Source organism: Pontibacter brevis, from assembly GCF_054779655.1.
This window is the reverse complement of the sequence record NZ_BAAGXV010000025.1, coordinates 13,060-39,093: the sequence shown is the minus strand read 5'-3', so window position 1 is coordinate 39,093 and position 26,034 is coordinate 13,060. Positions and strand designations below refer to the sequence as shown.

Here is a 26,034-nt window from a genome sequence, read left to right as displayed (position 1 = left end):
ATTGATGATAGTAGTAGCACGCCTGAACATCGGTAAAACAAAAAGGCCGACGTTTCAAGTCGGCCTTTTCTAACAGCTTTAAAAGCTTTTTACACTCTAAACTCTGTATGGTATAGTATACGGAGCCAAACCATGAAGGTTTAATCTATTTTTTAGAATCTTCTTTTGCGGAAGCCACCGCCGCCACCGCGGTTTCTGTCACGGTCACCACCTCTGTCACGGTCGCCACCGCCTCTGCGGTCTCTGTCTCTGAAAGATCCGCCACCGCCGCCACGGTTCCTGTCACGGCCAAAGCCGCCGCCACCTCTGCGGTCGCCTCTGTCACCACCCCTGTCGCTGAAGCCGAAGTCATCACCGCCACGGCCACCTTCTTTAGGTCCGCTGCCTTTCTTCTGTGATTTCTCAACCACTACCGAACGGCCCTGGTATTCGATGCGGCCTAAATTGGCAACAATCTCAGCTGTGTACTCTGACGGTACTTCAACAAAGCTGAACTTGTCGTACAGGTCGATGTCTCCTACTCTGCCGGCTGGTATGCTGGCATTCTGGGCAAGCAGGTCGATGAGGTCTTTCGGATGCACCTGGTCTTTTTTACCGATGGTGATGAATAGACGGTCCATGCCATCTTTCGTAGCGCTGAGTCCTTTTTCAGCCTCCGCGCCTTTTTCCTTCACCTTGGCTTCTTTCAGGCTCATTTTCAATAAAGCAGACGCTACATCAAGCGGTGTATAGCCATCTGTCTCGTTCACAAAACGCTCTATACGCGCTACATGCTTGGCTAAATGACCTTTCTCCAGCACTTCCTTCACTTTATCAAAGAAAAGGGTGGTGCGGATTTCATTTACATCTTCCAGCGAAGGAATCTGCTGTAAAACTATCTTCGCTTTTGTGAAGCGCATGATGTCTTTGATCTTATAACCGTCTGTGCGGCCTCCTACAAAAGAGAAAGCCTTACCAGACTTACCGGCACGGCCAGTACGGCCAATACGGTGCACGTAAGACTCTTCGTCCTGTGGCAGGTCATAGTTGATAACAGCTTCCACATTTTCCACGTCCAGACCACGAGCAGCCACATCAGTCGCTACCAGTATCTCGAGGTTTCCGTTACGGAACTTGTTCATAACATTCGTGCGCTGGTTCTGGTTTAAGTCACCGTGCAGGGCATCGGCAAAATAACCACGTGCCTGCAGGCCGGCTACCAGTTCATCCACCATACGCTTGGTATTGCAGAAAACAATGGCAGACTTCAGGTTGTACATATCAATCAGGCGCGAAACCGCTTCCTGCTTGGCGCTGCTGCGCACTTCAAAGTACACCTGGTCAATATTTGTTACTGTCAACTCCTGGTGTACCACTTTCACGATAACAGGGTCTGTCTGGTAACGCTTCGTCATCTCCATGATCGGCTTCGACATGGTAGCGGAGAAGAAAATCGTCTGGCGTTCTTCCGGGATTCGCTCCAGCACAAACTCGATGTCTTCACGGAAACCCATGTCGAGCATTTCGTCTGCTTCGTCCAGGATAATTTTCTTCACGTTGTCCAGTACCAGGGTACCACGCTCAATGTGGTCCATTACGCGTCCTGGCGTACCGATAACAATTTGTACACCTTGCTTAAGGGCACGCAGCTGGCGCTCATAAGGCTGGCCACCATAAATAGGCACTACACTAATGCCGGTCTTATATTTTGCCAGTTTCTGGATTTCGCCAGAAACCTGGATGGCCAGTTCGCGTGTCGGGCACAGAATGAGGGCCTGCACACTGCGGTCGTTCTGATCGATTGATTCAATGGTGGGGATACCAAAGGCAGCCGTTTTACCAGTACCTGTCTGGGCCTGGCCAATAATGTCTCGTCCTTCTAATACAACCGGGATGGCCTGTGTCTGGATGGGAGAGGCTTCTTCAAAGCCCATGTCAGCGATTGCACGCTGTACTTCCGGCGAAAGCGGAAGCTCTTCAAATCTGATTTTGTTCATCTAATTTACTTATATACTTAATAACCTGGGGCAGCCTGCTATTCAACCTATTCTCTGTTTCAGAAGAGAGCGACACAAAAACGATAAACAACCAGGTTAGCCTACGGTGGGAGTATCCAGTTATCAGTAATTCAGACTGTACCAAATCAGGTACAAAAGTAATCATTTAAACCCAGAATAGCTAACGGTATCGAAATTATAGATATATATAGCTTTTGTACTGTTTTAAGAGGCTTCCCCCCAATTTTAATCTAGTACCACAAATCATTATACTTTGTTTAGTTATTAGCCACTTTTACTGTCATAACATTCGCAAAATGATAGATTTTCATACAAAAATAGCAACCATGCCACCTTTTACCCGTTATAAGAACCAGTTTACCAGCCAGATAGGCTTCTTTACCATATATGATACTTATTCGTGAATTATTTGGATTAAGATGCCGTAATTAAGCCAACGTAACACAGCAAAAGCTTTAAAAGAAGCCTCTGTCAGCGTCTTAAATTGAACAGATAATGTAGTGCCTACTGCCTTCATACCCGAAAACCGGGTAAAGGGGCTCGAATGCCAGAACTTATTAACAGTTGATAGCGCTGCCGCAACGGTTAATATCAGGTAGTAAAATATATAAAAATATACCCTAACCTTAACCACCTATCCCTATGTTACATTTTTCCAAAATCTCAACACAAGGTAAAGACTTCAACCTGATTGCTTCCGGTGCGCTTGCTTTCAAAATCCACAACAAAATTCTGAAGGACGAGGCTTTTCAACAAGGTTCTAAAATCCAGCGCAACATGCTGTTGGGCAGTGCGCCCGCCAGAGCCTTGAACCAGGACCGCCGTAACGTGTTTTATGTGATCATCTCTGATCTGGACAAGATGAACATTGAATCCCTCTGCAAAATGATTTCGCAGGAGCGGGCAAAAGGCAGCTATGCCGTATGCCAGGTGATACCGTTGTACTACAATGAGCCGTCTTTTAAGGCACTTAAAACGTTGCGGCAGAATTTTGACGAGGTGATTGAACTGAATAAGTTTAACCTTGGCAACAGCAAAGCTCTGATGAGTGCAGAGCAGCAGCAGTGCCTGATAACAGATTACTCGCTTTCTATGGCGCGCATCATGTATCATGTATGCGTAAAAGACTTCGCTCCTTTCAACAGCGAACAGTCCGGCCATTTGGCTTACGCCAGTTAAACCTGAAAAAAGCCCACAGATAGAGCCTCTGTCCCACCAGGATAGAGGCTTCTTATCTTATCTGCCTGAAGCTATAGCAATTAGAGATTTTGCTTTAAAAGATCCAGGCGATGATTTGCCTGCAGGCCCTCAGAAGGTGTATCTTTATAGTATCAGATCCGCTTCCTTATGCCTTCAACTTTTAAAATTTATTCTGCCTCAGCCGGTTCAGGCAAAACCTATCACCTGACAAAGGAATACCTTAAACTGGCATTGCAAACCGCAGACCCGGATTATTACCGATCCATCCTTGCCATTACCTTTACGAACGATGCGGCCGCTGAGATGAAGGAGCGGATTCTGGATGCGCTCCGTCATTTCAACGACGCTAACCTGCCGGAGAAAGAAAAGAAGAAGAGTGAAAGCCTACTGGAGAGTGTTACGGCAGACCTGCAAAAGGACTACCCGGAGGAAACGCTGGATAAGGAAGAGGTGCGCAGGCGGGCAAAGGCTTTGTTTAGGCAAATCCTTTACAACTACAGCGACTTCTCTGTCAGCACCATCGACAGCTTTGTGAACAAAATCGTGCAGGCCTTTACGCGGGAACTGAACATCCCCCACAATTTTGAGGTGGACCTGGACTCTAACACACTGGTGAGTACGGCTGTATCGCTGTTGCTTGACAAGGTAAGCGACCGTAAAGACGATCTTTTATCGGAGACACTGGAGCAATACGCCCTTGAAAAAGCCAAGGAAGGGAAAAGCTGGACCATGCTGCCCGACGACCTGATGGAATTTGCCAAAAACCTGCTGAATGAGCAGGTGTATGAAGCCGTTACGGACCTGCAGCTACTGACTCTGGAAGATTTCAAAACCGTGCGGCGGGATTTGAAACAAGTGGTGCAGGACGTAGAGGCCGCAGTGCAAGCTGCTGCCTCTGAAGCCCTGGAGCTTATCCGGAATGCCGGCCTCTCCCCTGCCGATTTCTTTCAAAGCACCCGCGGCATCTGCAGCTACTTTAACACCTGGCAAAAGAACGTAGACCTGAACTATGGCAATAACTACGCCCGCCAGACCATTGAAGACGACAAGTGGTATGCCGGCAAAGCCAGCGCAGCCACCAAAGCCCAGATTGACAGTATCAAGCCACAGCTTACAGCACTGTACCAGCAGATAGAGTCCATCAAAGCGCAATATGCAGAGACTTTCACCTTGATCCAGGCCATTGTGCCCCATCTGTATAAGGTGTCTGTGCTGAATGAGCTGGAGAAGTGCCTGCAGGAAATCAAGCGCGACAAAAACACCGTGCACATATCTGAATTCAACAAACGCATTATTGATATTGTGCTGCAGGAGCCGGTGCCTTTTATATATGAGCGCCTGGGCGAGAAATACAACCACATCCTGATCGATGAATTCCAGGACACATCAATATTACAGTGGAATAACCTGCTGCCGCTCGTAGACAATGCGCTGGCATCCGGTCACTTCAGCATGGTGGTAGGCGATGCGAAACAGGCCATATACCGCTGGCGAGGCGGCGAGATGGAGCAGATTCTGCATTTGTACAAAGCAAATATAAAGAACCTGTACCAGAACCGCCGGCACGGCCACCTGATTGAGGAACGCTACCAAACCGTGGACCATGCGCTGCAGCCAGATACGCTGAGTGAAAACTACAGAAGCCGTGTCGAGATCATTGACTTCAACAATGAGCTCTTCACTTACATCAGCCAGGGCCATCAGCAGTATAAGATGTTTGCCTCTATCTACGATGATAAATTTCAGCAGCAGGTACCCGTGGGCAACGATAAACGTGGCGGGCACATTCAGATCATGTTCACCTACCCGGAGGACACTAACTTTAGGTATGATCTGAACAGCTGCGGCCGTAGTGAAGTTCTATATGAAGGCTATACCCGTCCGGAAGCCCTGAGCTACGACGAAAGCACCTTGAACATGGTGCTGCAGCTGGTGCAGGAGGCGCAGGCAGAAGGTTACCGGCTCCAGGACATGGCAGTGCTTTGCCGCACCAACAGCAAAAGCAAGTTAATTGCTAATTTCCTGAAGGAAAAGCAGTTTAACATCATCTCACAGGATTCGCTGTCGCTGCAGTTTGCGGAGGTTATCAACCTGATCATCTCCCTCTTCCGCGTGTTCAACCGGCCCAACGACACACTGGCAAAGTCGGAGGCGCTGTACCTGGTGTGCAAAATAGCGCTGGAGACCATTCCGGATACGAGCATGACCCAGGCAATTGCGGAAATTGCCAACGAACCGGATAGCCAGCCATTTTTTGACCAGTTGCGCGTATTTGGCTTTGATGTGCAGGAGCGTGAAACAGGCAACCTCTCCATTTATGAACTCACGGAAAAGCTTATCCGCATATTCAACCTGCTGGACAAGAACAATGAGAGTGAGTATCTCTTCCGCTTCCTGGACCTCGTTCTGGAGTATAGCCTCAAACACAGCAACAACCTGAATAATTTCCTGAGCTACTGGGATGCACAGAAAGAGAAGCTGAGCATTAATACCCCCAAAAACCGTGATGCCATCACCATTACCAGCATTCATAAATCGAAAGGATTGGCCTACCCTATTGTCATCATTCCTTTTGCTGACTGGGGTACCGAACCAATGAATCGCTCGCTGATGTGGAGCCAGTTACCGGAGCATGTCGGCGTGACGGGCAAGCTACGGAGTGTCGCAGTGAACATCAGTTCTAAACTGGAGAACACCATACTGGCAGGGCAATACAGCACAGAGGTTGAGAAAACGTTTATCGAGAACCTGAACATGCTGTATGTAGCCCTCACCCGCCCCATCGACCGGCTTTACCTGATTGGGAATGGCAAGGACCTGCTGGAAGATAAAAAGGCAGCGCGCGCGCTGGAGGGACCAGTTAAAAATGTGAGTCACCTGCTGTACCGCTACCTCGTGTACAAGGAAATATGGGAGCCGGGCAAATTCTGCTACCAGCTGGCCAAAGGCACTGCACAGCATACAGTTGTCAGCGATACAGAAAGTCACAACACCTATAACCTCGACTACCTGACTGCCACCGATTGGGAGCAGCGCCTCAAGATAAAGCAACACGCCAACAACGTGTTCGACTTTGAGACACAGGCCATACAAAGGCAGCAAAACCGAAAGCTGCATTACGCGCTAGCCCGTCTGGCCTTTGCCACGGAACTGGACCAGGTGTTGCGCCAGATGGTGTACGAAGGCCTCATCAGCGACCGTGAAAAGCCTGCGCATAAAAAGAAACTGAACGAGGTGTTACACCATCCGAAAATGGCGCACTACTTCTCTAAAAATGTAGCAGTAGAGCATGAGAAAGAAGTACTAGATGCCCGCGCCTACCTCTACAAACCAGACCGTATCGTTTTCGATGGCGGTGCCGTGGTGCTGATAGAATTCAAGGTGCCACCACCCGAGCCGAGCCATCGTAACCGCCTTGATCATTATGCGGTCAGGTTCCGGCAACTGGGCTATCAGAAAGTAAAATGCGTGCTTTACTATTTTGAAACACAGGAGGTGAAAGAATGGAGTTATGGCGGAAAAACAGAACAACTGAAGATGGAGTTGTGATAGAAAACAGCGCTTATGGATTTAATCATTAGTGGCTGAACAGACGAGTGTGCTGCTGGAAGATGGCCTCTTTCATTGTATATCTTTTAGCGGCAGGATATCAAGCCTGTGCCCCAAGTGATGACGGTTTTGATACCTGACCGGGCCAGAGGCTAGTAGTAGCTCACGCACGCGAGAAGCGGGCGAAAGCAATATCAGAATGAAATAACCTTCCTCCTGAAGGGAACTTCTACAAACCAATTTAACAGAACAAATAATATCCGGATGAAACCTCAACTAACACTCATCACGCTTGGTGTAACGAACCTGCAGCGCTCTAAAGCTTTTTATGAGAACGTGTTTGGTTGGCAGCCAAGCTCCATGAGCACCGAAGGCATTGTTTTCTTTCAACTGAATGGGGTTCAGCTGGCCCTGTTCCCGCAGGAATCGTTGGCGGATGATGCAGGCGTGCCTGCCGATGGAAAGGGTTTTCGTCGTTTCTCGCTGGCGCACAACGTGGGCTCAGAGCAGGAAGTAGACGAACTGGTGGCGTCCTTGGAAGCGAAAGGCGCCAAAGTGCTGAAGCAACCTGAAAAAGTATTCTGGGGTGGCTACAGCAGCTACATCGCTGACCCGGACGAAAACCTGTGGGAAATTGCTTACAATCCGTTTCTGCTGCCTGAAGGAGACGAAGTGGGCGCTTCGATACATTGAGGAGGTACTGGATGCAGCTTACACGTTTTTCTTACGCAGGTACTAGCTCACAGCTTTTACCAGCGTCTGTCTAACAATACTAATTTCAGCAAATTCAACTGCTGAATTTTCAACCATACAAAATCAACACCCTTGCAGACTTTTCTAGAGCTATCGGCAAAATACGTTTACGAGAAATACAAGGAGAACATCAGTGACCTGTGCATTGTGCTTCCTTCCCGCCGGGCCAGCTTCTTCTTTAAAAATGCCCTGGCACAGGCGGCTCCGGAGCCGATATGGTCGCCGGAGGTATATGCCATGGAAGATTTTATCTGCCGCCTGGCAAAGACAGATGTGCTGGAGCCAATTAACCTGCAGCTCGAATTATTTGACCTCATGCGGGAGCAGGACCCCACGCTGGACTTTGACCAGTTCGTGACCTGGGCTGCCACTTTGCTGGACGACTTCAGCCGCATTGACCAGAACCTGGTGAACACAGGAAAGTTGTTTGAATACTTGGGAGAAGCCAAGGCGCTGGAGCGCTGGGACCCGAAGTACCTGGGCAAAGAGTTCTCCCCTGCCATGCGCAAATACTTCAGCCTCTGGGACAACATCGAGAAGACTTATCATAACCTGAAAAAGCGCCTGCTGGAAAAAAAGCAGGCCTATACCGGAATGGCCTTCCGCAAAGTGGCCGACAGCATCGACCGCATCGCCAAAGAGTCGGACTGTGCACAGTACATCTTCATCGGGCTTAATGCCCTGACTGCTTCAGAAGAAAAGATCATCAAAACCTTGCTCAAGCACGAAAAGGCGGAGGTGCTTTTCGACTCCGATGAATTTTATATGGAGGAAAACACCCCGAACCGCGCCGGAAGCTTTTTACGCAAATATAAAAGCACCTGGAAGCTGCCGGAGTGGCGCTGGCAACAGAACCTCCTCCTGACAGATGAAAAGGAGATAAACGTAATCGGCGTAGCCAATGCCAGCATGCAGGGGAAGCTGGCGGGGCAGCTGCTGCAGGAAATACGGCAGCAGGACAAGCATGCACAGGTAGCCATTGTGCTACCAGACGAAACACTGCTCCTGCCGGTGCTGCATTCTATACCGGAAAGCATTCCGAACTACAACGTGACGATGGGTCTGAGCTTTAAGGGTACTCCCCTCTTCAACCTCGTAGACTTGTTGTTCGAGGTGCACCTTTCAGGAATTACGCAGCTCCAGGAGTCAGGCTATAAAGTATACCAGTACCACCACCTTTCCGTCACAAAGCTGTTGACGCACCCCTTTATAAGGCGGTATGAGCTTTACCTGAACGACCAACCGGAGCAGGAGAAATACCATGGCCTGATACAGCAGGTACTGGACAAAATTGTAGAAGACAACCGCGTACTGGTGTCGGCACAGGAACTGCTGAAACTCGGGCAGCAGCACCCGCTCTTTGAAGTGCTCTTCAAGACCTGGCGCGACTGCGACGACATTATTGCCAGCATGTACAAGCTCATTGACCTGCTGCGTGAAGTTTACAGCCATGGCCACAACACTATTGAGACAGAATACCTCTACATTTTTTATACACTCGTCAAGCGCCTGGATACCATCTTCGACTGCCGGGAGCACAAGATATCGGTGCGGAGTTTCCGTAAGTTCCTCTACGAACTCATCTCCTCTACCCGCCTTCCCTTCAGCGGCGAACCCATTGCGGACCTGCAGATCATGGGTATGCTGGAAACGCGCGCGCTTGATTTTGAGAACCTGATTATTCTCTCCGTAAACGAGAACACCCTGCCGGCTCCCAAGCGCCAACAGTCGCTGATGCCTTACGATGTGCTGCGGGAGTTTGGCCTTCCGACGTATTCAGAAACTGAAGGCGCCACCGCCTACAATTTCTACCGGCTGCTGCAGCGGGCAAAGCGTGTAAACCTGCTCTATGTGCTGCCCTCAGACACCTACGGCTCTGGCGAAAAAAGCCGTTTTATCCTGCAGCTGCAAAACGACCTGGCTTTGCGCAACCCCAACATCAGGTTCCGGGATATGACAGCCGCTGTAGAGCAGAAAAAGAAAAGAGAGTACAGCGAGGAAATACTGATTAAGAAAGATACCCAAACGATAGAACAGCTAAAGCAGGAGCTGAAACGAGGATTATACCCTTCCCACCTGAACATGTACATCAACTGTTCGCTCCAATACTACTTTACACGCATTGCCAAAATGCAGGAAGTAGAGGAAGTGGAAGAACAATTGGGCGCCGACAAATTCGGCACCCTGGTACACCAGGTGCTGGAGGACTTCTTCAGGAAATTTGAGCAGACGGGTAAGCCGATTGAGGCTTCTGACGTGGAACTGATGCTGACACAGCTGCCCGGGCAGGTGAAAATGGAGTTCAGCCGCGTAACCCGTGGGGCTGTGCCGGAGCGCGGCATGAACCACCTGCTCTATAAGGTGGCGGTGCAGGTACTGGAAAAATACCTGCAGAACCTGCTGTACTCTGAAGAGCTGCCACTTTATGTACTGCGCCTTGAAGAAACCCTTTCGGCCACACTGCCTGTGCAGGTAGATGACGAGGAGGTACAGGTGCGCATAGCCGGCAAAGCTGACCGTATCGACCTGACAGGGTATGAACTGCGTGTAATTGATTATAAAACAGGTAAGGTGGAGCCGGGCCAGCTAAAGGTAAAGCCTGAAGATGTGGACTTGCAGTTCACAACAGATCCGAAGTACGACAAAGCCCGCCAGTTGTGGCTTTACCAGTACGTGTTACAGCGCACGCTAAAGGAGCAACCGGGCGCTATTCTGCGCAATGCGCAGCATGTGGAGCCATGGAGCATACAACCCAACTCCGGCATCCTCTCTTTCCGGAACCTGGACGCAGGTGTGATGTCTTCCGAATTCAATTTTACGGAAGCAGATGGCGCCACCCCCAAAGACTTTATGGCCGCCTCTGAATCACTCCTCTCCGACTTCGTGCGCCGCATGCTGGACCCGGAGGAGCCAATCCGGAAAACAAATAACCTGGATGTATGCCAGTGGTGCCCTTACAGGGGGATTTGTGCACGGTAAGTATCAGCAGGTGGGGAAGGTACATTAGCAGTGCATGGTTTGACCAGGAATAAAAAAGTGCAGCCACCATTCAAAACATACTGAATAGTGCTGCACTTTTTATGCTCTTAGTAGAAAGTTGCACAGGCGATTACACCTGTATTTTTCTATAGTCAAACTCCAGCAGGTTCTGGATGGTGTCACGGTGGGCGTCACCCGACATACCCTCTGCTCCCTTGTCAACCATATCTTCTGTGCCTATCAGTAACTTTCGCTTGATGTTGTCCGGATCTGCTTCTCTGGAGAAGTAGAGCGCTACGTACTCTGTTTTCCCAAAATAACCATGTGCTCCATATCCCATCGAGTTCAGGATACCATCAATTTTATCTTCCACACCCGGCTCTGCCTCAGCTGCAAACCCGAAGTATTCGTAATTGTTATCTATTTCGATTTTGTGGCGCGGAAACAGCTTCAAGATACCCTCCTCAAACTTTTTCTTGTTTCCCTCATCTTCGAAATAATATAATAAAACATAATTAGTCATAAACGCTTTCTATTTAATGTAAACATAATAAGTACTTACATAAACTACGTGCTGATGGGGCAATGGTTGATTTATCTCCTTTCAGCAGAGGTGTACAACATCCACCCTGTGCCCCCAAAGTCTGCTCATGGCTGCGTGGCCTGTGGCTGGCGTCGACACGAAGGCAGAATAAACAGTTACAAAGTTTAAGGTCTACTTCACCCTATAAGTAGTAACTTGCGCCCGTCAGCACAACGCTGGCTTCACCAGTAATCTGTTTGAATAAAGTATTTGACATACTAGCGCGGTATGGCCTGACGCTGCAGATTGTAAAGACAGCTTTAGCCGCTGCCCTTTCCTGGTTTGTGGCAACAAACCTGCTACAGGCGGATTATCCTTTTTTTGCCGCTTTAGCAGCCATCCTGACAGTGCAGGTAACAGTAGCCGATTCTATTGATAAAGCCACACAACGATTTATCGGCATTGTGGGAGGCGTGATACTGAGCATGCTGATGGGGCATTGGTTTAAGGTAGGTGCTGTTTCTATCTTCTTTGTGATACTGCTCGGCATGGGTATATCCAAAGCTCTCCGGATGAACCCCCAGATTATCTCGCAGGTGGCCATCAGTTCCTTCCTTGTCCTTGCCTTTGGCCAAACTGAAGAAGGTTATGCTTTCGCCCGCATTATTGAAACCATTCTGGGCTCAGCCATTGCTGTTCTGATAAATGCTTTGATTGTGCCCCAGAATGCCATCCCTGATGTAGAAAGAAGCATTATCGCTTTTAGCAGGCTATCCGCGAACACACTGACAAGCCTGACGATACTCCTGGACAACAACAGGAAAACAGGACGATCCGAAGTGGATGCGCTTATAAAAGAGGGGAATAAATGCCACGAGACCCTGCGGCTGGCAGAACAAAGCCTTAGATACAACCTGTTCCTGGCACACGAGCGTACCAGGCTGAGCCGCCTTGCAGTAAGTATCAGCAAACTGGAGCATATTGTCGTGCAAATCCGGGGAATCAGGAGAGGCCTGGCAGATTTGAAACAGAACGATGTGTTTCGGCAGGAGTATACGAATATGCAGCAGTTGAAGAGCGCCATGGATGCCACAGCAGCCTGTATCGCTGTGTTTGGAGAAACCATCATCGCATCATCCGATCAAAACCTCTTCCTGCTCAGGGACAGTATAGCGAAAGCGCGGGCAGAGCAGGCACTCTGTCTCCAGGACTTCCGGCGTATTTCTTCACTGGAAACGCTTCGCGATGTGGGGAGCATCCTGACAGATTTGAACCGTATAGTGGCTGAGACGGAAAGGCAAAACCCTGTAAAGTAAACTCCAATGGCCCCTGTTCAGGCCATCAGATCGCTGCTTGCTACAGGTTCCTGTACAAGAACCTGTTCTTGCCGGGCAGGCCTGCCCTAAGCTATTACACCAACAAAATGCTGCAATCGTTATAGCAGAAAATGATTTTTTAACACATCTAGAAGCGCCAGATACGTAAAGGTGAGAGCACCCGGTAATTAACTTTTGCCTTTTATGAACTTAGTTGACATCCTGCTGCTTCTGATAATTCTGTCCAGCGCCATTACCGGCTGGCACCGTGGGTTTATTCTGGGATTGCTGGACCTGATCCGGTGGATAGGCAGCTTACTGATTGGCTTGCGCTTTTACCCTTATGCAGCAGACTTACTGGAGGAGGTAGTGGACTGGAGCACCACCTGGATATTACCTGTAGCCTTCCTCCTCGTTACTTTTTTGGCAAGTCTCCTGCTACAGTACCTGGGCACAATCCTCCTGCAGAAACTACCTCCCACCCTACATACCAGGCGGTTCAACAAAGCCCTGGGCCTGGTGCCGGGGCTGTTTAGTGGATTGGTAACGGCAGTGATTGTGGCAGCTTTCCTGATTGCCATTCCCCTTCCGGAAGGCATAGAAGACAGGGTTCAGAACAGCAAAATAGCAGACAAGTTTGCTGCCCATACGGAACGTATTGAAATGGCGCTGGCACCTGTCTTCGAGGATGCGGCACAGCGTACCCTGAACAAGCTTACCGTGCAGCCAGGGTCAGATGAATTCATCCAGTTACCTTACCGGGTCGAAAAGGCCACACCTCGGCCGGACCTGGAGGCGCAGATGCTGGAACTCATAAATGAGGAGCGCCTAGAAAACGGGCTTAAACCGCTGGTGGCTGATACAGCACTTCGGGAAGTGGCACGCCAGCATAGCGGGGATATGTTCCGGCGCGGCTACTTTTCACACCACTCGCCGGAGGGTGACACGCCGTTCGACAGAATACGGGAAGCTGACATTCGTATTCTGACGGCCGGCGAAAACCTGGCACTAGCCCCTACTCTTACTATCGCACATGAAGGTTTAATGAACTCGCCCGGCCACAGGGCCAATATACTGCAGCGGCGCTTCGGGAGAGTGGGCATCGGTGTGTTGCAGGGCGGCCCGGGCAGGTTGATGATTACCCAGAACTTCCGGAACTAAAGGAGGGCGCGGCACATTGTTCATGTGAATTTTAACTTCTCCTGCTACTCAACATTGAAGGCGACCACAAACTTATTACCGGTCTCCTTTCCTACTCTTTCTGCCCAAATCATACCCTGGTGCAGCTCAATAATATTTTTTGCTCTGGATAGCTCTAAACCCGATACATCTTCATTACCTGTGGGTTTGCCTGAAAGGATGGCGTATTTGAAAAAGATCTTGCGCAGATCCTGCCTTGTGAGCACGGAGGCGTCAGCACTCACCTCTACTTTATATACACCCTCGTTTTCGTAGATATCCAGACCGATGGCACTTCCTACCGGGGTAAATTTGATAGTAGTGCTCACCAGGTTGCCAAGCGCCTCCCGAATCAGGTCAGGGTCTACAAACAACTCGCGCCTGCTGGCCACTGTGAAGTAAAGCTCCTGCTTTTTTGCCTTGGCAAGCGGCTCATATTCCACAGCAATAGAGCGGGCTATTTCCGATATCGCAACCTGTTCCGGGTGCACCAGCAACTCCTCCTCCTGCACAGACTCCTCCAGCATGGTCTGCAGTTTTTCATGCATCGTATTTGCAGTTGAGTGGGCTTTCCTGATGATGTTGGTTCTTTCAGGAGACACCTCTGCCTCCTGCAACAGCACCTGCTGCTCCTTGAGAGGCTCTGCTATGTTGTGAGCCAGGTTAGTGAATAGTTCATCATGTTTCCGGGTGGCTTTGCGGGCAAGGGCGCGCAACTCAATCTGCTCCACCACCAGTACCGCCAAATCTTTCAGAATATCTTTCTCTTCGTCTGTGATGCCGCGCGGCTCGGAGTCTACCACACAGACAGTACCTATATTATAATTGTCGCGGGTAATGAGGGGAGCGCCGGCATAAAAACGGATACCACCCGGAGCACTGACATAAGGGCTTTCCATCAGCCCAGGCACCTGGTGTGTATCTTCAAAAACAGTAACATCTGCATTATTGATGATAGTAAGAGAGCAAAGGCTATCGTTTCTATCCACACAAGATACCTCAAGCGTGCTGAAATTGGACTTGTACCACACCCTGTCCTTATCTACCAGCGAAACAAATGCACTGGGAGCCATGAGTAATTTAGAGGCGAGCCTGGTAATCTTATCAAAAAATGCCTCGGGAGGAGTATCTAATATTTCATAGCGAAACAACGCAGCTAAACGCTCTTTATCATTTAAGGGGACAATGGTATCTGGCTTGCCTGTAACAGCTATATTGATTGTACTCAAAATGTCAGGAATTTAAATAGGAAATATTTTATGGCTTCAATACCTTCTTCCTAAAATTAATAAAAAATGTTACAGAAAAAAAGCAATACCTCAGCATAAGGGTGTGGCCCCTGTTACAGAACTAACAATTATAACCCTATAGTGCGGTGGCACAGGACGTACTGTTGGTATGCCTTTGTCTGTTTATTTACATCCTAGTTGCTACCTGACTTAAAAAGCACCTGCCGGATATTGAACGACAATGGTATCAGGGGCAATCCGCTTCTTAACCAAAAGCTACATCCAGTATCATCATGAGCACAAACCCTCCGATCAGGCCAAGTACGGCTACATCGGTATTTTTGTCGCGCTGCGTTTCTGGTATTACCTCCTCCACTACCACAAATATCATGGCACCCGCTGCAAAAGACAGGGCATAAGGAAGTATGGGTTGCATGGTAACAACAGCCGCTGCACCCAGCACTCCCGCAAAGGGTTCTACCACCGCTGACAGCTGGCCATACCCAAAGCTCTTCAAACGGCTGACACCCTGCCGGCGCAAAGGCATCGCGACTGCCAAACCCTCCGGAAAATTCTGCAGGCCAATTCCTATTGCCAGCGCAATGGCCGAAGCATAGGTAACTCCATCCATACCATTGTGCGCGGCACCGAAAAGCACGCCCACGGCCAGCCCTTCCGGAATATTGTGCAGGGTGATTGCTAAGATGAGCAATGTTGTCCGGTGCCAGTTTGTTTTGAGGCCCTCGGTCTCGCTATCTTTAAAGTTGATGTGCAGGTGAGGCGCCAGTTTGTCGAGCGCAAAAATGAAGAGGGCACCTGCCAGAAAACCGACAGCTGCCGGCATCCAGCTAAACCCGGGATATTCTTTCTCCGATAACTCAACTGAAGGACCTAGAAGCGACCAGAAACTTGCCGCCAGCATCACACCGCCCGTAAATCCAAGCATCACATCATGCCAGGTTCGGCTCGTGGACCTGAAGACGAAAACCATCGCGGCACCAAGCAGTGTTAAAAACCAGGTAAATAGGGTAGCAATAAGAGCGGCATAGACAGGGCCTAACTCTCGCAAATAACTCTCTAAACTTTCCATTTAATTGTTAAAACTGCTTCGGAACGGGTCGAAGCAAAAGAACCAGAACAAAAAATCCGGTCAATAGTTTGTTGTTGCTTACAAACACAAACATCGTTGCCTTACGCGTTCTGTCTTACAAAGATACCTATAAGTCTAATTTTGCTGCTCCTGGTTCTGTTTGCCACCGTCTGCCCCCCTGCCTGTTACCAGGCATATGATTCCTTTTGTTTCTGTATTTTGCCGCACGCTTTAAAAAGATAATACCACTATACCTTTATAAAAGAACTTATGGTTGCAAGACACTGGGCTGGCGTTTTCAGAACTGAACACGCTGAGGCATACATGCAGCACCTGAAAAAGGACCTGTTCCCAAAGCTTTCTACTTTAGCTGGTTTCAGGGGAGCTTCTGTTTACAGAAATGACATGGAGCAGGCGGTGGAGTTTCTTGTGGTGACGAATTGGGAGTCGATGGAGGCCATCAGAAGGTTTGCTGGTAACACTCCTGATCTTGCCGTTGTACCGGAAGAGGTACAGCGCATGACGCTCAGCTTCGACAAGAAAGTCCGGCATTATAATGTAGTCCTGGCTTTTCCAGAGAGCTAGACAAGGGCCAGTCCATTGCCAGAGGTAAAAAAGAAAAGCCTGGCTATGGCCAGGCTCCTCGTTCAGGTATGTATGAAATAGAATGCTTTAGCGTTGAAAGCAATGAAATAACAACTGTTAGCTATGCCTTCAGCACAAAAGTGAAGTTTGCCTGCTTGCCTTGGTTGGCTTCTGACACATTCATCAGGAGCGCCGGCTTGAAGATGTAATCCCGGGTATTACCTGGTTCATCGGGGAAGTAAAGTTGCGTGGTGAGAACAGGTTTGCCTGGGCCTTTTACTTTTACATGTAAATGGCGGGTACGGCCCGTGTACAGGCCCGGCATAACTGTTTCAAGGCGAAAATTGCCTTGCTTGTCTGTTATACTGGTGTCCGCGTAATTTGTACCCGTCGTTGTCATAGTTCCCCTCTGCATCGGCTTGCCACCAGTCCAGCAGGGCACCGCGCACTGGCTGGCACCGGGTGTTCAGTACCTGCCCGGTCAGTACAAGTGTGGTACCCTTCATGCCTTCTTCGCGGATGCTGTTTCTCTCCGGGGAGCGTGGGGTGTAAAAGGGTCCCTCCGTTTGCGAAGGGGTAGGTTCATCATGGTCATCACAGGCTGGCGTAGGCTTCAGCACTTCCTTTTTTCTGAAGAAGGAAAGTGCCGGAACTAAACCAATGAGTGGCAATGCATAAACAAAAGAGAAAAAGCGGCGCCTGGTGATGTTCCTTTTCATATTTTTAGAGAACTTCAAATGAAAACGATACTATAGAAGTACGTCCTTTTTCTCATAATGTCCTGCAGGCCTACAGTTTACTTTCTACTATCTGTCCGCCTGCACCTGCTACCAGTTTAAGGTCTACCGTGAATGTGTCGTCAATTACTTTGTCTGCTGCCGTACCCAGCATGCCAGAGCGGTACTTAATGTCCCACTTGGTGCGGTCCAGTTCAATCTTGGTATCTGCCTCCGCTGATTTACCGTCTGTTTTTACGTTTGCCGGGAAAGTGATATCGTTTGTGATACCTTTTATCGTCAGGTCACCGGTTATAGTATAATTAGGCTGTCCTGCCTTCGGCTTCGTCACCGGAGTCACCTTCGTAATTTTAAAAGTAGCAGTAGGGTGTTTCGCTACAGAAAAGAAATCTTCTGACTTCAGGTGATCTGTTAGTTTTTTGTTGAAATCCGGATTGGTAATATCGGTGTCTGTAATAGAGGTCATATCTATCAAGAAATTACCTCCTACCAGTTTGCGGCCGTTCAGGTCCAGCGTGCCATTGGCAATCTTTACATTGCCGGCATGCTCTCCGCCAAACTTCTTCGCATTCCAGGTCATGGTGCTGCTGGCAGTATTTACCGGTAAGGTAGTGGCCGCAACAACTGTGGTAGCTGCTTTTTTGGATGGATTATCTGTTGCGACTACGTTAGAAGTCATGAGCTGGGTGGCCATTGCCAGCGCGCTAAAAGGTACAGCATACTTTTTCATACAGAATCATTTTAAAGGTTTAGGTTTTTGTCTGTCTCAGGAAAACACCAATGCACCAGCAGCAGATCTCCTGGTGCACCGGCACTTTTATTACTGTACTCTTACTATTGTTCCTTCTCTTTGCTGGCCCGGCATGTCAGCAGACAAGACAATCTTATCACCTTCTATCCTGCCCTGGAAAGGAACTGTATTCGGACCAAAAGAAAGGTTGAAGGTAAACGCATCCCCATTGATAACCCCATCTAATATAGGCAATTGCCCCATAGGTGTCACTACCGTTCCTGTTAATGTGTTTCCATCTGCTTTCAGGTGCAGCGTCATCTCACGCTCTCCCATTGCACCTCTCCAGCTTCCTGTCAGGCCACCTTCCTGTGCTGTTGTTGCGGTGGCTGTGCTGTCGGTTCCGGTTGCCTGTACACTGGCAGGTGCGCCTGCCGGCATACCTGCCGGGCGCTGGCCTGGGGCCCCACCTGGTCTGGCACCCTGAGGTGCTCCTCCCGGTGCTCCGCCGCCTTGTGGTGCGCCACCGCCCTGCATACCGCCGCCCTGAGTCGCTGTTTCCTGAACACCGCCTTCACTGCCACCTTTCAGGTCGTCGTTGGTAACCGACTTCTTTCTCCTTCGTGGGGCATCTGACGTCATTTTACCGATGCGGTAGCTGAGGTTGATCCTGAAGTTCATGTTGTGCATCACGTTGGTGCTTGTCTGGCTGAAAGTGGGTGAGTTGAGTTCATTTCTCACTGCAATAGTCGGAGACAGGAAGTTTTCCGCTCCAAAACCAATGCTGCCCTTACCTTCGTTGAATTCCTTTTTCAGGTTCAGGCTATAGATTCCGAAACCACCCTGCATACCCTGTAGCTGTACCTGTCGTCCACGATAGAAGCCGAAGCCCTGTATTCCCCAGCCCTGCCCCAGTTTATAGTTACCCATTGCGCGTATATTATACACTAGGCCACTGTTACTGGCACGCTGGGTTGGGTCATCCACATTGTTGCTTAAAACCGCGTAGTAAACATCCCCTCCCCCGTTCAGCGTCAGTTTATTGCTCAGGTTAATGCTTCCGAACACACTTCCGCCGTAGGCCTCTTCCTGACCGATGTTGTAATAGGAAGTCTCCAGCACACCATCTTCCGCTCTGGTACGAACTGCCTGAATGGAGTTATTGGTATTGCGGACGAAAGTTGTGAAGTTGAGGGAAGTAGATTTGAAATACGTGCTGTACGACAATTCAAAATTGTTGGTATATTCCGGGTCCAGCTCCGGGTTACCTACCGTTCTGAACGCAGGGTTCGGGTTCTGAACGTTCGGGTTCAGAAACTGTAAGGACGGTCTCTGGATGCGGCGGTTATAGGCCAGCTTAATGGTGTTGCCATCCTTCAGCCTTTTGGAAAGGTTCACACTCGGCACCAGCACACCATACGCAGGAATTGTTACCTCATCCTCGCTGTTTTCGAAATCTGCATTGATGGTGGTGTACTCATAGCGGGCACCAGCCTTCATGCTGTAGTTGTTTGCTGTTGTGAGGGTGTAGGAAAAATAACCGGCCGATATATTCTGGTTATAGTTGAACACATTGCTCAGGTTAGTGCCTTCCACAATAGTGAATGGGCCTGTTCCACCGGCTGTATAAGTCTCATAGTCGCTGGTAACCTGTCGCATAATCTGCTTTGCCCCTAACTCCACCATTTGGTTCTTGCCAATTGGGTTGGTGTAGTCCAGCTGCACGGTAGATTCCTGGTTAAAGCTTTCGTTTATATTCTTCAGGCGGCTCTCCAAATCGCTCCCGCTGCTGTTGTAGATTTCGTTCAGGAAATCGTTGGTGCGGTTGTTACGGCTAAACTGCGTCAGGATACTGAACTCCTGCTGCGGCTTAATGGTGTGGGTGTAGTTGAGGTTTACGTCAACTGTTCCGGAGTTGTCCGTTACTTCCACATCCCGTAGGCTTCTGCTTAACAAAGTGCCCTCCTGGTAGCGCTGCGTCAGCAGACCATCCTGGAAATTATGACCGTTCCGGAGGCCATACTGCACAGAGGCATTGATGTAGTTTTTCTCATTGATATCATAGTCCCAGCCGAATGTATAGCGACCGAACATCATATTGTTTTGAGTCTCCGCCTCCTGCCGGATCACGTTCTGCACTCCGTCTGTCACCGTTGTCTGTTCGTTCTCGAAGCTGCCGGGCATATTATAGCCGGCACGACCAAAGCCGCCGAGCGAGAAGCCCATTTTACCGATACGGTAGCTGCCATTCAGGCCCAGATTAGAACCTCTCAGACCTACGCCGGTGTCAATATTCAGGGTGCCGCCCTGCAGGGTGTTTTTCTTTGTAACGATGTTGATGATACCGGCTGAGCCTTCCGCATCGTATTTGGCGGAGGGTGACGTAATCACCTCCACCGACTTAATCATATCTGCCGGAATCTGCTTCAGGGCGTCGGCCACACTACCCGCCGTGATGGTGGATGGACGGTTGTTGATGAGCACCCGGATGTTCTGGCTGCCGCGCATCGACACGTTTCCGTCCAGATCCACAGAAAGCATCGGCACTTTGCGCAGTACGTCGGCGGCATCCCCGCCCCTGTTCGATTCATCGTTCTCGGCATTATAAACCGTGCGGTCCACCTTCTCCTCTATCATGGCACGTTGACCCTCTACCACTACCTCCTGCAGGGCCTTTGCAGTGGAGCCAATGGAGATAGTTCCAAGGTCCAGGTTGGTATTGCCCACCTCTACATCCATGGCTTTGGTCTCATAACCAATATATGAGATAGCAAGCCGGTAAGATCCACTGGCTACTTTTTCCAGGGAGAACCTGCCCTTATCGTCGGCCATCGTTCCATCCACCGGTTTACTGGTGGCAGGTTCAACAAGCGTTATGGTGGCATAAGGAACGGGCTCCTTTGTAGCTGCATCCACCACAGTGCCCGAAATACGGGCGGCAACAGTTTTGGAAGCTGCTGCTGGAATGGCAGTGTTGGCAGAAGCTATAAGCCCACCCCCACCGGAAGGCGTTTGGCCAACGGCTACCTGGCACAGGCAGGAAAGCACGAGAGCAGGGAGATATCTTTTTTTCATGGCGTTGTTTTTCAAATAGAATAGAACAAAGCAAATTCATCCTCTCCAGATAAAAAAACAGAATAGATTGGCAGCAGCGAAACGTCGACGAACAGCCTGTGCCAGCCGATGGCTTCGTTTATCCGGAATGTACGCCGCTCATGGTCCTGACTATAGATGAAATACCGGCAAGCTGTCGGCGAAATCGCTTGAACGGTAGATAAGAAAGGCTTTGGTTGTACAATAATTTTATGTTTGTCTATATAATGATAACTTAAGCCTTACAATGGCAAACACCTTTATAAATCGCCACGGGTACCTCCTGATACAGTTGCTGGTACTGCTGGGGCTACTGCTCCTTCTTTGCCAGCCTTTGGCCTGGGATATTGAACTTCCCGTTCAATTTTGGGTAAAACAGGGACTTGTTTTTATCATGTGGGTGGGCCTGTTTTACCTGAACACGCTCATGCTGGTGCCACGGCTCCTGTTTCAGAACCATTTGGGCGCTTTTACTGCAAGCATTGTGGGAGCTGTTATATTCGTGATGCTCGCAGGCATCCTCATTGACTCCTGGCTGAATTTGCCTGAACTGATGCACCGGGCTTTTAATCCCGATGAGGCTGCAGAGCCTCATAGCAAACGGATGCACATTAACCCGGTGATGTTGCTGGCTACCCTGTTGGTGCTGGGAATAAGCACCAGCATTAAAACCGTACAAAAATGGCAGAAAGACACCGAGATCAGGCAAAGCCTGGAAAAGCAAAAAATCACTTCGGAATTGTCGTTTCTCAAAGCGCAGATAAACCCGCACTTCTTCTTTAACACCCTGCACAGCATCTACGCCCTCACGATGATAAACATTGAGACCTCCCGTGAGGCGCTCCATACTCTATCTCGTATGATGCGGTACGTCCTGTACGAAACACAGTCCGGCACCACCCTGCTTAGCAAGGAAATTGAGTTTATGCAGGATTACATCAACCTGATGAAGCTCCGGCTAACAGAAAAAGTGACGGTAACGTTTGACAAACCTAATCCTTTGCGTGATGCACCAGTTGCACCGATGTTGTTCCTGCCTTATGTGGAGAATGCCTTCAAGCACGGCGTGAGCGCATTGCTGCCCAGCAACATCCATATTGCCATACACCAGCAGGGGAACTCGCTGGAGTTGGATGTGCGGAACACGGTTCTTCCGGAAAAGCGAACAGTGCTCGAAGAGAGCAGCGGTATAGGGCTCACCAACACAAACCGGCGGCTCGACCTGTTGTACCCCGGGCAATACAAACTGGCGATTACAGAGAAGACACCTGAAAATGAATACCGGGTCCATCTAAAGCTGAACTTATCATGACACTCAAATGCATTGCCGTTGACGATGAACCCCTGGCGCTGGGATTGATTGCGGCCTTCATAGAACAGACACCATTTTTGGAACTGGTTGGCCGCTATTCCAGCGCCGTGGAAGCACTGCAGGGGCTTCATAGGCAGGCCGTGGATTTGGTGTTTCTGGATATCCAGATGCCGGACCTGAGTGGTATTGAACTGGCGCGTGTACTGGACAAAGGCGAATATGGGGTGGGGCCCCGTATTATTTTCACCACCGCCTTCAGCCAGTATGCCCTGGAGGGCTATAAAGTAGATGCGCTGGACTACCTGGTTAAGCCGTTTAACTATGCCGATTTCCTGAAAGCAGCCAGTAAGGCACAGGCCTATGCCGAACTGATACAGAAACCAGCCCCGGCAGCACTGCCTGCTTCCAATTCTGCAGGGGTACAGGAGGATGAGTACCTGTTTCTGAAGGTAGAGTACCAACTGGTGCGCATTGCCTTTAGTGACATTCTTTATATTGAGGGGCTGAAAGATTATGTGAAGGTGCATCTGGAGAGTGAAATAAAGCCTGTCCTGTCGCTTACCAGCCTGAAAGCCCTGGAAGAGAAACTGCCTGTGAGAAAATTCATGCGCATCCACCGCTCTTATATCGTGGCACTCGATAAAATATCGGCTGTTTCCCGTAATAAAGTTCAGATTGGCGACACCAACCTCGCCGTCAGCGACCAGTATAAAGATGCTTTCAATCACTTTCTCAGCCGCTGGACATAGCGGCTGCTCTTTAGCTACTATTCTCTTTTAATGCTATCCATTTACTAGTTGAATATATCACACAATCTTATTCAGGGTAAGTTGCAGCCAGGAGTAAACTGCAGTTACTTTTTTTAAATTAGGCTTATTTCGCACTCAACTTTCCACCCGTAATAGCAGCTTACATCCTGCTGATTCGCAATACTTTAAAGAGCAATACCTGCTGCCTAAAGGCAACTTGATGAGTACTCGTGAAAAGTTTCCGTATTTTACCAGCTTGATTTTTTTTAGTATTATCGCCAGAAATATGTCGTGTGCCGATAAAGTTTGATGTTTTGAAAACATATTTAACGCTTCTGTTCCTGCTCATTACCAGCCTGACATCCTTTGGGCAGGACAATTACCTGAAGGTTGTGGCCAAAAAGGGTGATGGTATATACACCCTGCTTCGCCGGCATGGGCTTGATTACGCAACTTATCTGAACACATTTCTGGAGCTAAATAAGGAGAATTTAGGAAAAGACAACAGCCTGTTCACCGGCAGAACATATTTGCTCCCTTCGGGTTCCTCCGGAACGGCAAGCAGTAGTCCGGCAATCGTTGCAACCGCAAGCAAAACATCTGCTGCTCCAAAAGGAATGGATGTGTCGCTTTTCGGAGAAAAATATTCACGGGTTGACATAAGAGACCAGCAGCTAAAAGGAGCCGTGTATTATCTATCCTCAGGCCACGGCGGCCCTGATCCGGGAGCTATTGGTAAATACGGTTCGTATGAACTTGCCGAGGACGAATATGCCTATGACGTCACCCTCCGGCTTGCACGCAGGTTAATGGAGCATGGTGCAATCGTTTATATGATTGTGCAGGATCCCAATGACGGTATCCGTGATGAACACGTGCTGGTAATGGACTACGATGAGGTAAATCACCCCAACGAAGTTATTTCCCGCAGCCAGAAAGAGCGGCTCCGCCAGCGTACCAGGGCCATCAACAAGCTTTACGCACAGCATAAAGGCGCTTACCAGCGCATGCTGGCTATACACGTAGACAGCCGCAGCAAGGGCCAGAACATAGATGTGTTCTTTTACCACCACGAGAACAGCGCACCCGGTAAGAAGATGGCAGAAACCATTCACCAGACATTTACCTCGAAGTACAGAATTAACCAACCCAACCGCGACTACTTCGGTAACGTTTCCGAGCGAAGCAGCCTCTACGTTATCAAGTACACAGATCCGCCAACGGTGTTTATCGAACTTGGCAATATCAAAAACGATTTAGACCAAAAGCGTTTTGTGATAGCCAATAACCGGCAGGCACTGGCGAATTGGATTTGCGATGGCATCATAGCTGATTATAGATCCCGCTAAACAGTAACAGCAGCTTTAAGAGGCTGCTGTTACTGTTTTTAGATTGTTGTACCCTTTTTCAAGCTGATACTCCTGCTCTGACTCTTGCAGGTGTAAAACCCTTCTTGCCATGGATAGCAAGTCCAGCCACCCCCGGAACAAGTAGTACCATGCTGGCTTTTCAGGTGTTCGGCTATAACCTCCTCTCCTGCAGCCCGTAATTTCTAGTTCAGTAGTCTTCACATCCTGACCAGATAAGGCTATACAGCAGCGCCCCGTACACATCTATTATTCAGCTATGACAAACATCCCTAAAGAGAAAACCTTCGATAATTCTTTGCAAATGCTCCTGGAGGGTTACCCCTTTCTGCAGAAAAGATTCCGACGATTTAATTCAGACATCTTCGAGACAAGGCTTCTTTTTCAGAAGGTAGCCTGCCTGCACGGGCCGGAAGGGGCAGCACTTTTTTATGACCCCGACCGATTTAAGCGGCATGGAGCTGTTCCAAAGCCAGTCCAAAAAACATTGACGGGTGTAAATGCCATTCATACCCTGGATGATGCCGCTCACAGACACCGGAAGACCATGTTTATGACGGTGATGTCGCAGGAAAGTATTAAGCGGCTACTTGATCTGATGGCAGCGCAGTGGAAGGCACATATCCTGAAATGGGAGACGATGGACCGTGTAGTCCTCTATGATGAAGCGCGTGAAATAATGTGCAAAGGCATCTGCGACTGGGCGAGTGTGCCACTAAAAGAAAAAGAGGTACGCAAGCGTGCAGATGATTTTGTAGCCCGGGTAGATGCCTTTGGCGCTGCCGGTCCCAGGCACCTGCGTGGCAGGTTCGCCCGCATCAGAAGTGAAAAGTGGATAGAACGCATTATCAAGCAAATCAGGAACGGAAAACTGCAGGTTCAGGAAGGCTCACCTGTCCATTTGATAACCTGGCACAAGGACCTTAGCGGGGAGTTGTTAGACCCGCACATGGCCGCCGTAGAACTCATCAACCTGATACGGCCAACGGTAGCCATCTCCCGTTACATTACGTTTGCGGCACTCGCCCTGCACCAGTATCCGGTTTACCGGCAAAGGATTCTTGCCGGTGAGGAAAACTATACAGAACTTTTTGTGCAGGAAGTAAGAAGGTTTTACCCCTTCGCCCCCTTTTTAGGAGCACGCGCCCGCCAGAATTTTGAATGGCAGGGATATGTGTTTGAGAAAGATCAGCTGGTACTGCTGGATGTATATGGCACGCTGCACGATGAACGGCTTTGGGAAAGACCGACTGCTTTCTCGCCCGAAAGGTTCAGGTACTGGGAAGGCAGCAAGTTTGACTTTATACCCCAGGGAGGAGGTGATTATGAGACCGGCCACCGCTGCGCTGGCGAATGGATTACGATAGAAGTGATGAAACAGGCCGTTGCCTTCCTGACAGAAGCGATTACGTACCGGGTGCCGAACCAGGACCTGCACTACAGCCTGAGAAGGATGCCAACGTACCCGAACAGTGGCTTTGTAATGAGCAATGTCCGGAGAACAGGCAGCCTGCCCGCTGCTTTTGCCTCTGTTCCACCTGCCGCTTCGCACGTTGCCGCTGCTTCATCCCAACGGTGCCCGTTTCTCTAAGGGAAACCAGGGCCCATTGCCAGTAAACCCACACAGCCAGCTTCACCTAAACTAA

Annotated in this window: 17 protein-coding genes and 1 pseudogene; 11 read left to right on the top strand and 7 right to left on the bottom strand. The window is 49.4% G+C overall.

Features of this window, described 5'->3' with window-relative positions; all coding sequences use genetic code 11:
- Positions 1 to 152 precede the first annotated feature (152 nt).
- On the bottom strand, positions 153 to 1,976 hold the full coding sequence (locus tag ACYVB1_RS06790; protein WP_460922012.1) for a DEAD/DEAH box helicase: 1,824 nt from the start codon (positions 1,974 to 1,976) through the stop codon (positions 153 to 155).
- Between the two features lie 663 nt (positions 1,977 to 2,639).
- On the opposite strand from ACYVB1_RS06790, the gene ACYVB1_RS06785 reads away from it, so the two are divergent.
- The 4 genes from ACYVB1_RS06785 (at position 2,640) to ACYVB1_RS06770 (ending at position 10,478) form a co-directional block, all read left to right on the top strand.
- On the top strand, positions 2,640 to 3,176 hold the full coding sequence (locus ACYVB1_RS06785) for a hypothetical protein (protein WP_460922010.1): 537 nt from the start codon (positions 2,640 to 2,642) through the stop codon (positions 3,174 to 3,176).
- A gap of 168 nt (positions 3,177 to 3,344) precedes the next feature.
- Positions 3,345 to 6,746 (top strand): UvrD-helicase domain-containing protein, encoded by a 3,402-nt coding sequence (locus tag ACYVB1_RS06780; protein ID WP_460922008.1) that lies wholly within the window; start codon positions 3,345 to 3,347, stop codon positions 6,744 to 6,746.
- Between the two features lie 264 nt (positions 6,747 to 7,010).
- Positions 7,011 to 7,439, top strand: coding sequence for a VOC family protein (locus ACYVB1_RS06775; RefSeq protein WP_460922006.1), 429 nt, complete (start codon positions 7,011 to 7,013; stop codon positions 7,437 to 7,439).
- Between the two features lie 132 nt (positions 7,440 to 7,571).
- Positions 7,572 to 10,478 (top strand): PD-(D/E)XK nuclease family protein, encoded by a 2,907-nt coding sequence (locus tag ACYVB1_RS06770; protein WP_460922004.1) that lies wholly within the window; start codon positions 7,572 to 7,574, stop codon positions 10,476 to 10,478.
- A 130-nt stretch (positions 10,479 to 10,608) separates the two neighbouring features.
- Here ACYVB1_RS06770 and ACYVB1_RS06765 read toward each other — a convergent pair whose 3' ends face one another.
- Positions 10,609 to 11,001, bottom strand: coding sequence for a hypothetical protein (locus ACYVB1_RS06765; RefSeq protein ID WP_460922002.1), 393 nt, complete (start codon positions 10,999 to 11,001; stop codon positions 10,609 to 10,611).
- A 257-nt stretch (positions 11,002 to 11,258) separates the two neighbouring features.
- On the opposite strand from ACYVB1_RS06765, the gene ACYVB1_RS06760 reads away from it, so the two are divergent.
- On the top strand, positions 11,259 to 12,317 hold the full coding sequence (locus tag ACYVB1_RS06760; RefSeq protein WP_460922000.1) for an FUSC family protein: 1,059 nt from the start codon (positions 11,259 to 11,261) through the stop codon (positions 12,315 to 12,317).
- A gap of 204 nt (positions 12,318 to 12,521) precedes the next feature.
- Positions 12,522 to 13,478: a CvpA family protein gene (locus tag ACYVB1_RS06755; RefSeq protein ID WP_460921998.1), complete on the top strand. Its 957-nt coding sequence runs from the start codon at positions 12,522 to 12,524 to the stop codon at positions 13,476 to 13,478.
- Between the two features lie 44 nt (positions 13,479 to 13,522).
- Here the strand turns inward: ACYVB1_RS06755 and ACYVB1_RS06750 are convergent, their stop codons facing one another.
- Both ACYVB1_RS06750 and ACYVB1_RS06745 read right to left on the bottom strand, forming a co-directional pair.
- Positions 13,523 to 14,725, bottom strand: a complete 1,203-nt coding sequence (locus ACYVB1_RS06750; RefSeq protein WP_460921996.1) for a GAF domain-containing sensor histidine kinase — start codon at positions 14,723 to 14,725, stop codon at positions 13,523 to 13,525.
- A gap of 265 nt (positions 14,726 to 14,990) precedes the next feature.
- On the bottom strand, positions 14,991 to 15,815 hold the full coding sequence (locus ACYVB1_RS06745) for a ZIP family metal transporter (protein WP_460921994.1): 825 nt from the start codon (positions 15,813 to 15,815) through the stop codon (positions 14,991 to 14,993).
- Positions 15,816 to 16,085: 270 nt separating this feature from the next.
- On the opposite strand from ACYVB1_RS06745, the gene ACYVB1_RS06740 reads away from it, so the two are divergent.
- Positions 16,086 to 16,400 carry an antibiotic biosynthesis monooxygenase family protein gene (locus ACYVB1_RS06740; RefSeq protein WP_460921992.1) on the top strand — a complete coding sequence of 105 codons (315 nt, stop codon included), beginning with the start codon at positions 16,086 to 16,088 and terminating at the stop codon, positions 16,398 to 16,400.
- Positions 16,401 to 16,521: 121 nt separating this feature from the next.
- On the opposite strand, the pseudogene ACYVB1_RS06735 reads toward ACYVB1_RS06740, so the two are convergent.
- The 3 genes and pseudogenes from ACYVB1_RS06735 to ACYVB1_RS06725 form a co-directional block, all read right to left on the bottom strand.
- Positions 16,522 to 16,906, bottom strand: a pseudogene (locus tag ACYVB1_RS06735) (dioxygenase family protein).
- A gap of 283 nt (positions 16,907 to 17,189) precedes the next feature.
- Positions 17,190 to 17,867, bottom strand: a complete 678-nt coding sequence (locus ACYVB1_RS06730; protein ID WP_460921990.1) for a YceI family protein — start codon at positions 17,865 to 17,867, stop codon at positions 17,190 to 17,192.
- A 90-nt stretch (positions 17,868 to 17,957) separates the two neighbouring features.
- Positions 17,958 to 20,942 (bottom strand): TonB-dependent receptor domain-containing protein, encoded by a 2,985-nt coding sequence (locus ACYVB1_RS06725; protein WP_460921988.1) that lies wholly within the window; start codon positions 20,940 to 20,942, stop codon positions 17,958 to 17,960.
- A 265-nt stretch (positions 20,943 to 21,207) separates the two neighbouring features.
- Here ACYVB1_RS06725 and ACYVB1_RS06720 point away from each other — a divergent pair, with 265 nt between their 5' ends.
- From ACYVB1_RS06720 to ACYVB1_RS06705, 4 genes are all read left to right on the top strand, one after another.
- Positions 21,208 to 22,272, top strand: a complete 1,065-nt coding sequence (locus ACYVB1_RS06720; protein WP_460921986.1) for a sensor histidine kinase — start codon at positions 21,208 to 21,210, stop codon at positions 22,270 to 22,272.
- Positions 22,269 to 23,021, top strand: a complete 753-nt coding sequence (locus ACYVB1_RS06715) for a LytR/AlgR family response regulator transcription factor (protein ID WP_460921984.1) — start codon at positions 22,269 to 22,271, stop codon at positions 23,019 to 23,021. Before ACYVB1_RS06720 ends, ACYVB1_RS06715 begins: the two co-directional genes overlap by 4 nt.
- A 314-nt stretch (positions 23,022 to 23,335) precedes the next feature.
- Positions 23,336 to 24,370, top strand: coding sequence for an N-acetylmuramoyl-L-alanine amidase family protein (locus tag ACYVB1_RS06710; protein WP_460921982.1), 1,035 nt, complete (start codon positions 23,336 to 23,338; stop codon positions 24,368 to 24,370).
- 277 nt (positions 24,371 to 24,647) lie between these two features.
- A complete protein-coding gene (locus tag ACYVB1_RS06705) occupies positions 24,648 to 25,979 on the top strand; it encodes a cytochrome P450 (protein WP_460921980.1) in 1,332 nt (443 codons plus the stop codon).
- Positions 25,980 to 26,034 lie beyond the last annotated feature (55 nt).

Bases quoted from the DNA above. Each gene is read 5' to 3' on its own strand.
- ACYVB1_RS06790 (WP_460922012.1), bottom strand. From the start codon at position 1,976: ATGAACAAAATCAGATTTGAAGAGCTTCCGCTTTCGCCGGAAGTACAG.
- ACYVB1_RS06785 (WP_460922010.1), top strand. From the start codon at position 2,640: ATGTTACATTTTTCCAAAATCTCAACACAAGGTAAAGACTTCAACCTG.
- ACYVB1_RS06780 (WP_460922008.1), top strand. From the start codon at position 3,345: ATGCCTTCAACTTTTAAAATTTATTCTGCCTCAGCCGGTTCAGGCAAA.
- ACYVB1_RS06775 (WP_460922006.1), top strand. From the start codon at position 7,011: ATGAAACCTCAACTAACACTCATCACGCTTGGTGTAACGAACCTGCAG.
- ACYVB1_RS06765 (WP_460922002.1), bottom strand. From the start codon at position 11,001: ATGACTAATTATGTTTTATTATATTATTTCGAAGATGAGGGAAACAAG.
- ACYVB1_RS06755 (WP_460921998.1), top strand. From the start codon at position 12,522: ATGAACTTAGTTGACATCCTGCTGCTTCTGATAATTCTGTCCAGCGCC.
- ACYVB1_RS06745 (WP_460921994.1), bottom strand. From the start codon at position 15,815: ATGGAAAGTTTAGAGAGTTATTTGCGAGAGTTAGGCCCTGTCTATGCC.
- ACYVB1_RS06740 (WP_460921992.1), top strand. From the start codon at position 16,086: ATGGTTGCAAGACACTGGGCTGGCGTTTTCAGAACTGAACACGCTGAG.
- ACYVB1_RS06730 (WP_460921990.1), bottom strand. From the start codon at position 17,867: ATGAAAAAGTATGCTGTACCTTTTAGCGCGCTGGCAATGGCCACCCAG.
- ACYVB1_RS06725 (WP_460921988.1), bottom strand. From the start codon at position 20,942: ATGAAAAAAAGATATCTCCCTGCTCTCGTGCTTTCCTGCCTGTGCCAG.
- ACYVB1_RS06720 (WP_460921986.1), top strand. From the start codon at position 21,208: ATGGCAAACACCTTTATAAATCGCCACGGGTACCTCCTGATACAGTTG.
- ACYVB1_RS06715 (WP_460921984.1), top strand. From the start codon at position 22,269: ATGACACTCAAATGCATTGCCGTTGACGATGAACCCCTGGCGCTGGGA.
- ACYVB1_RS06705 (WP_460921980.1), top strand. From the start codon at position 24,648: ATGACAAACATCCCTAAAGAGAAAACCTTCGATAATTCTTTGCAAATG.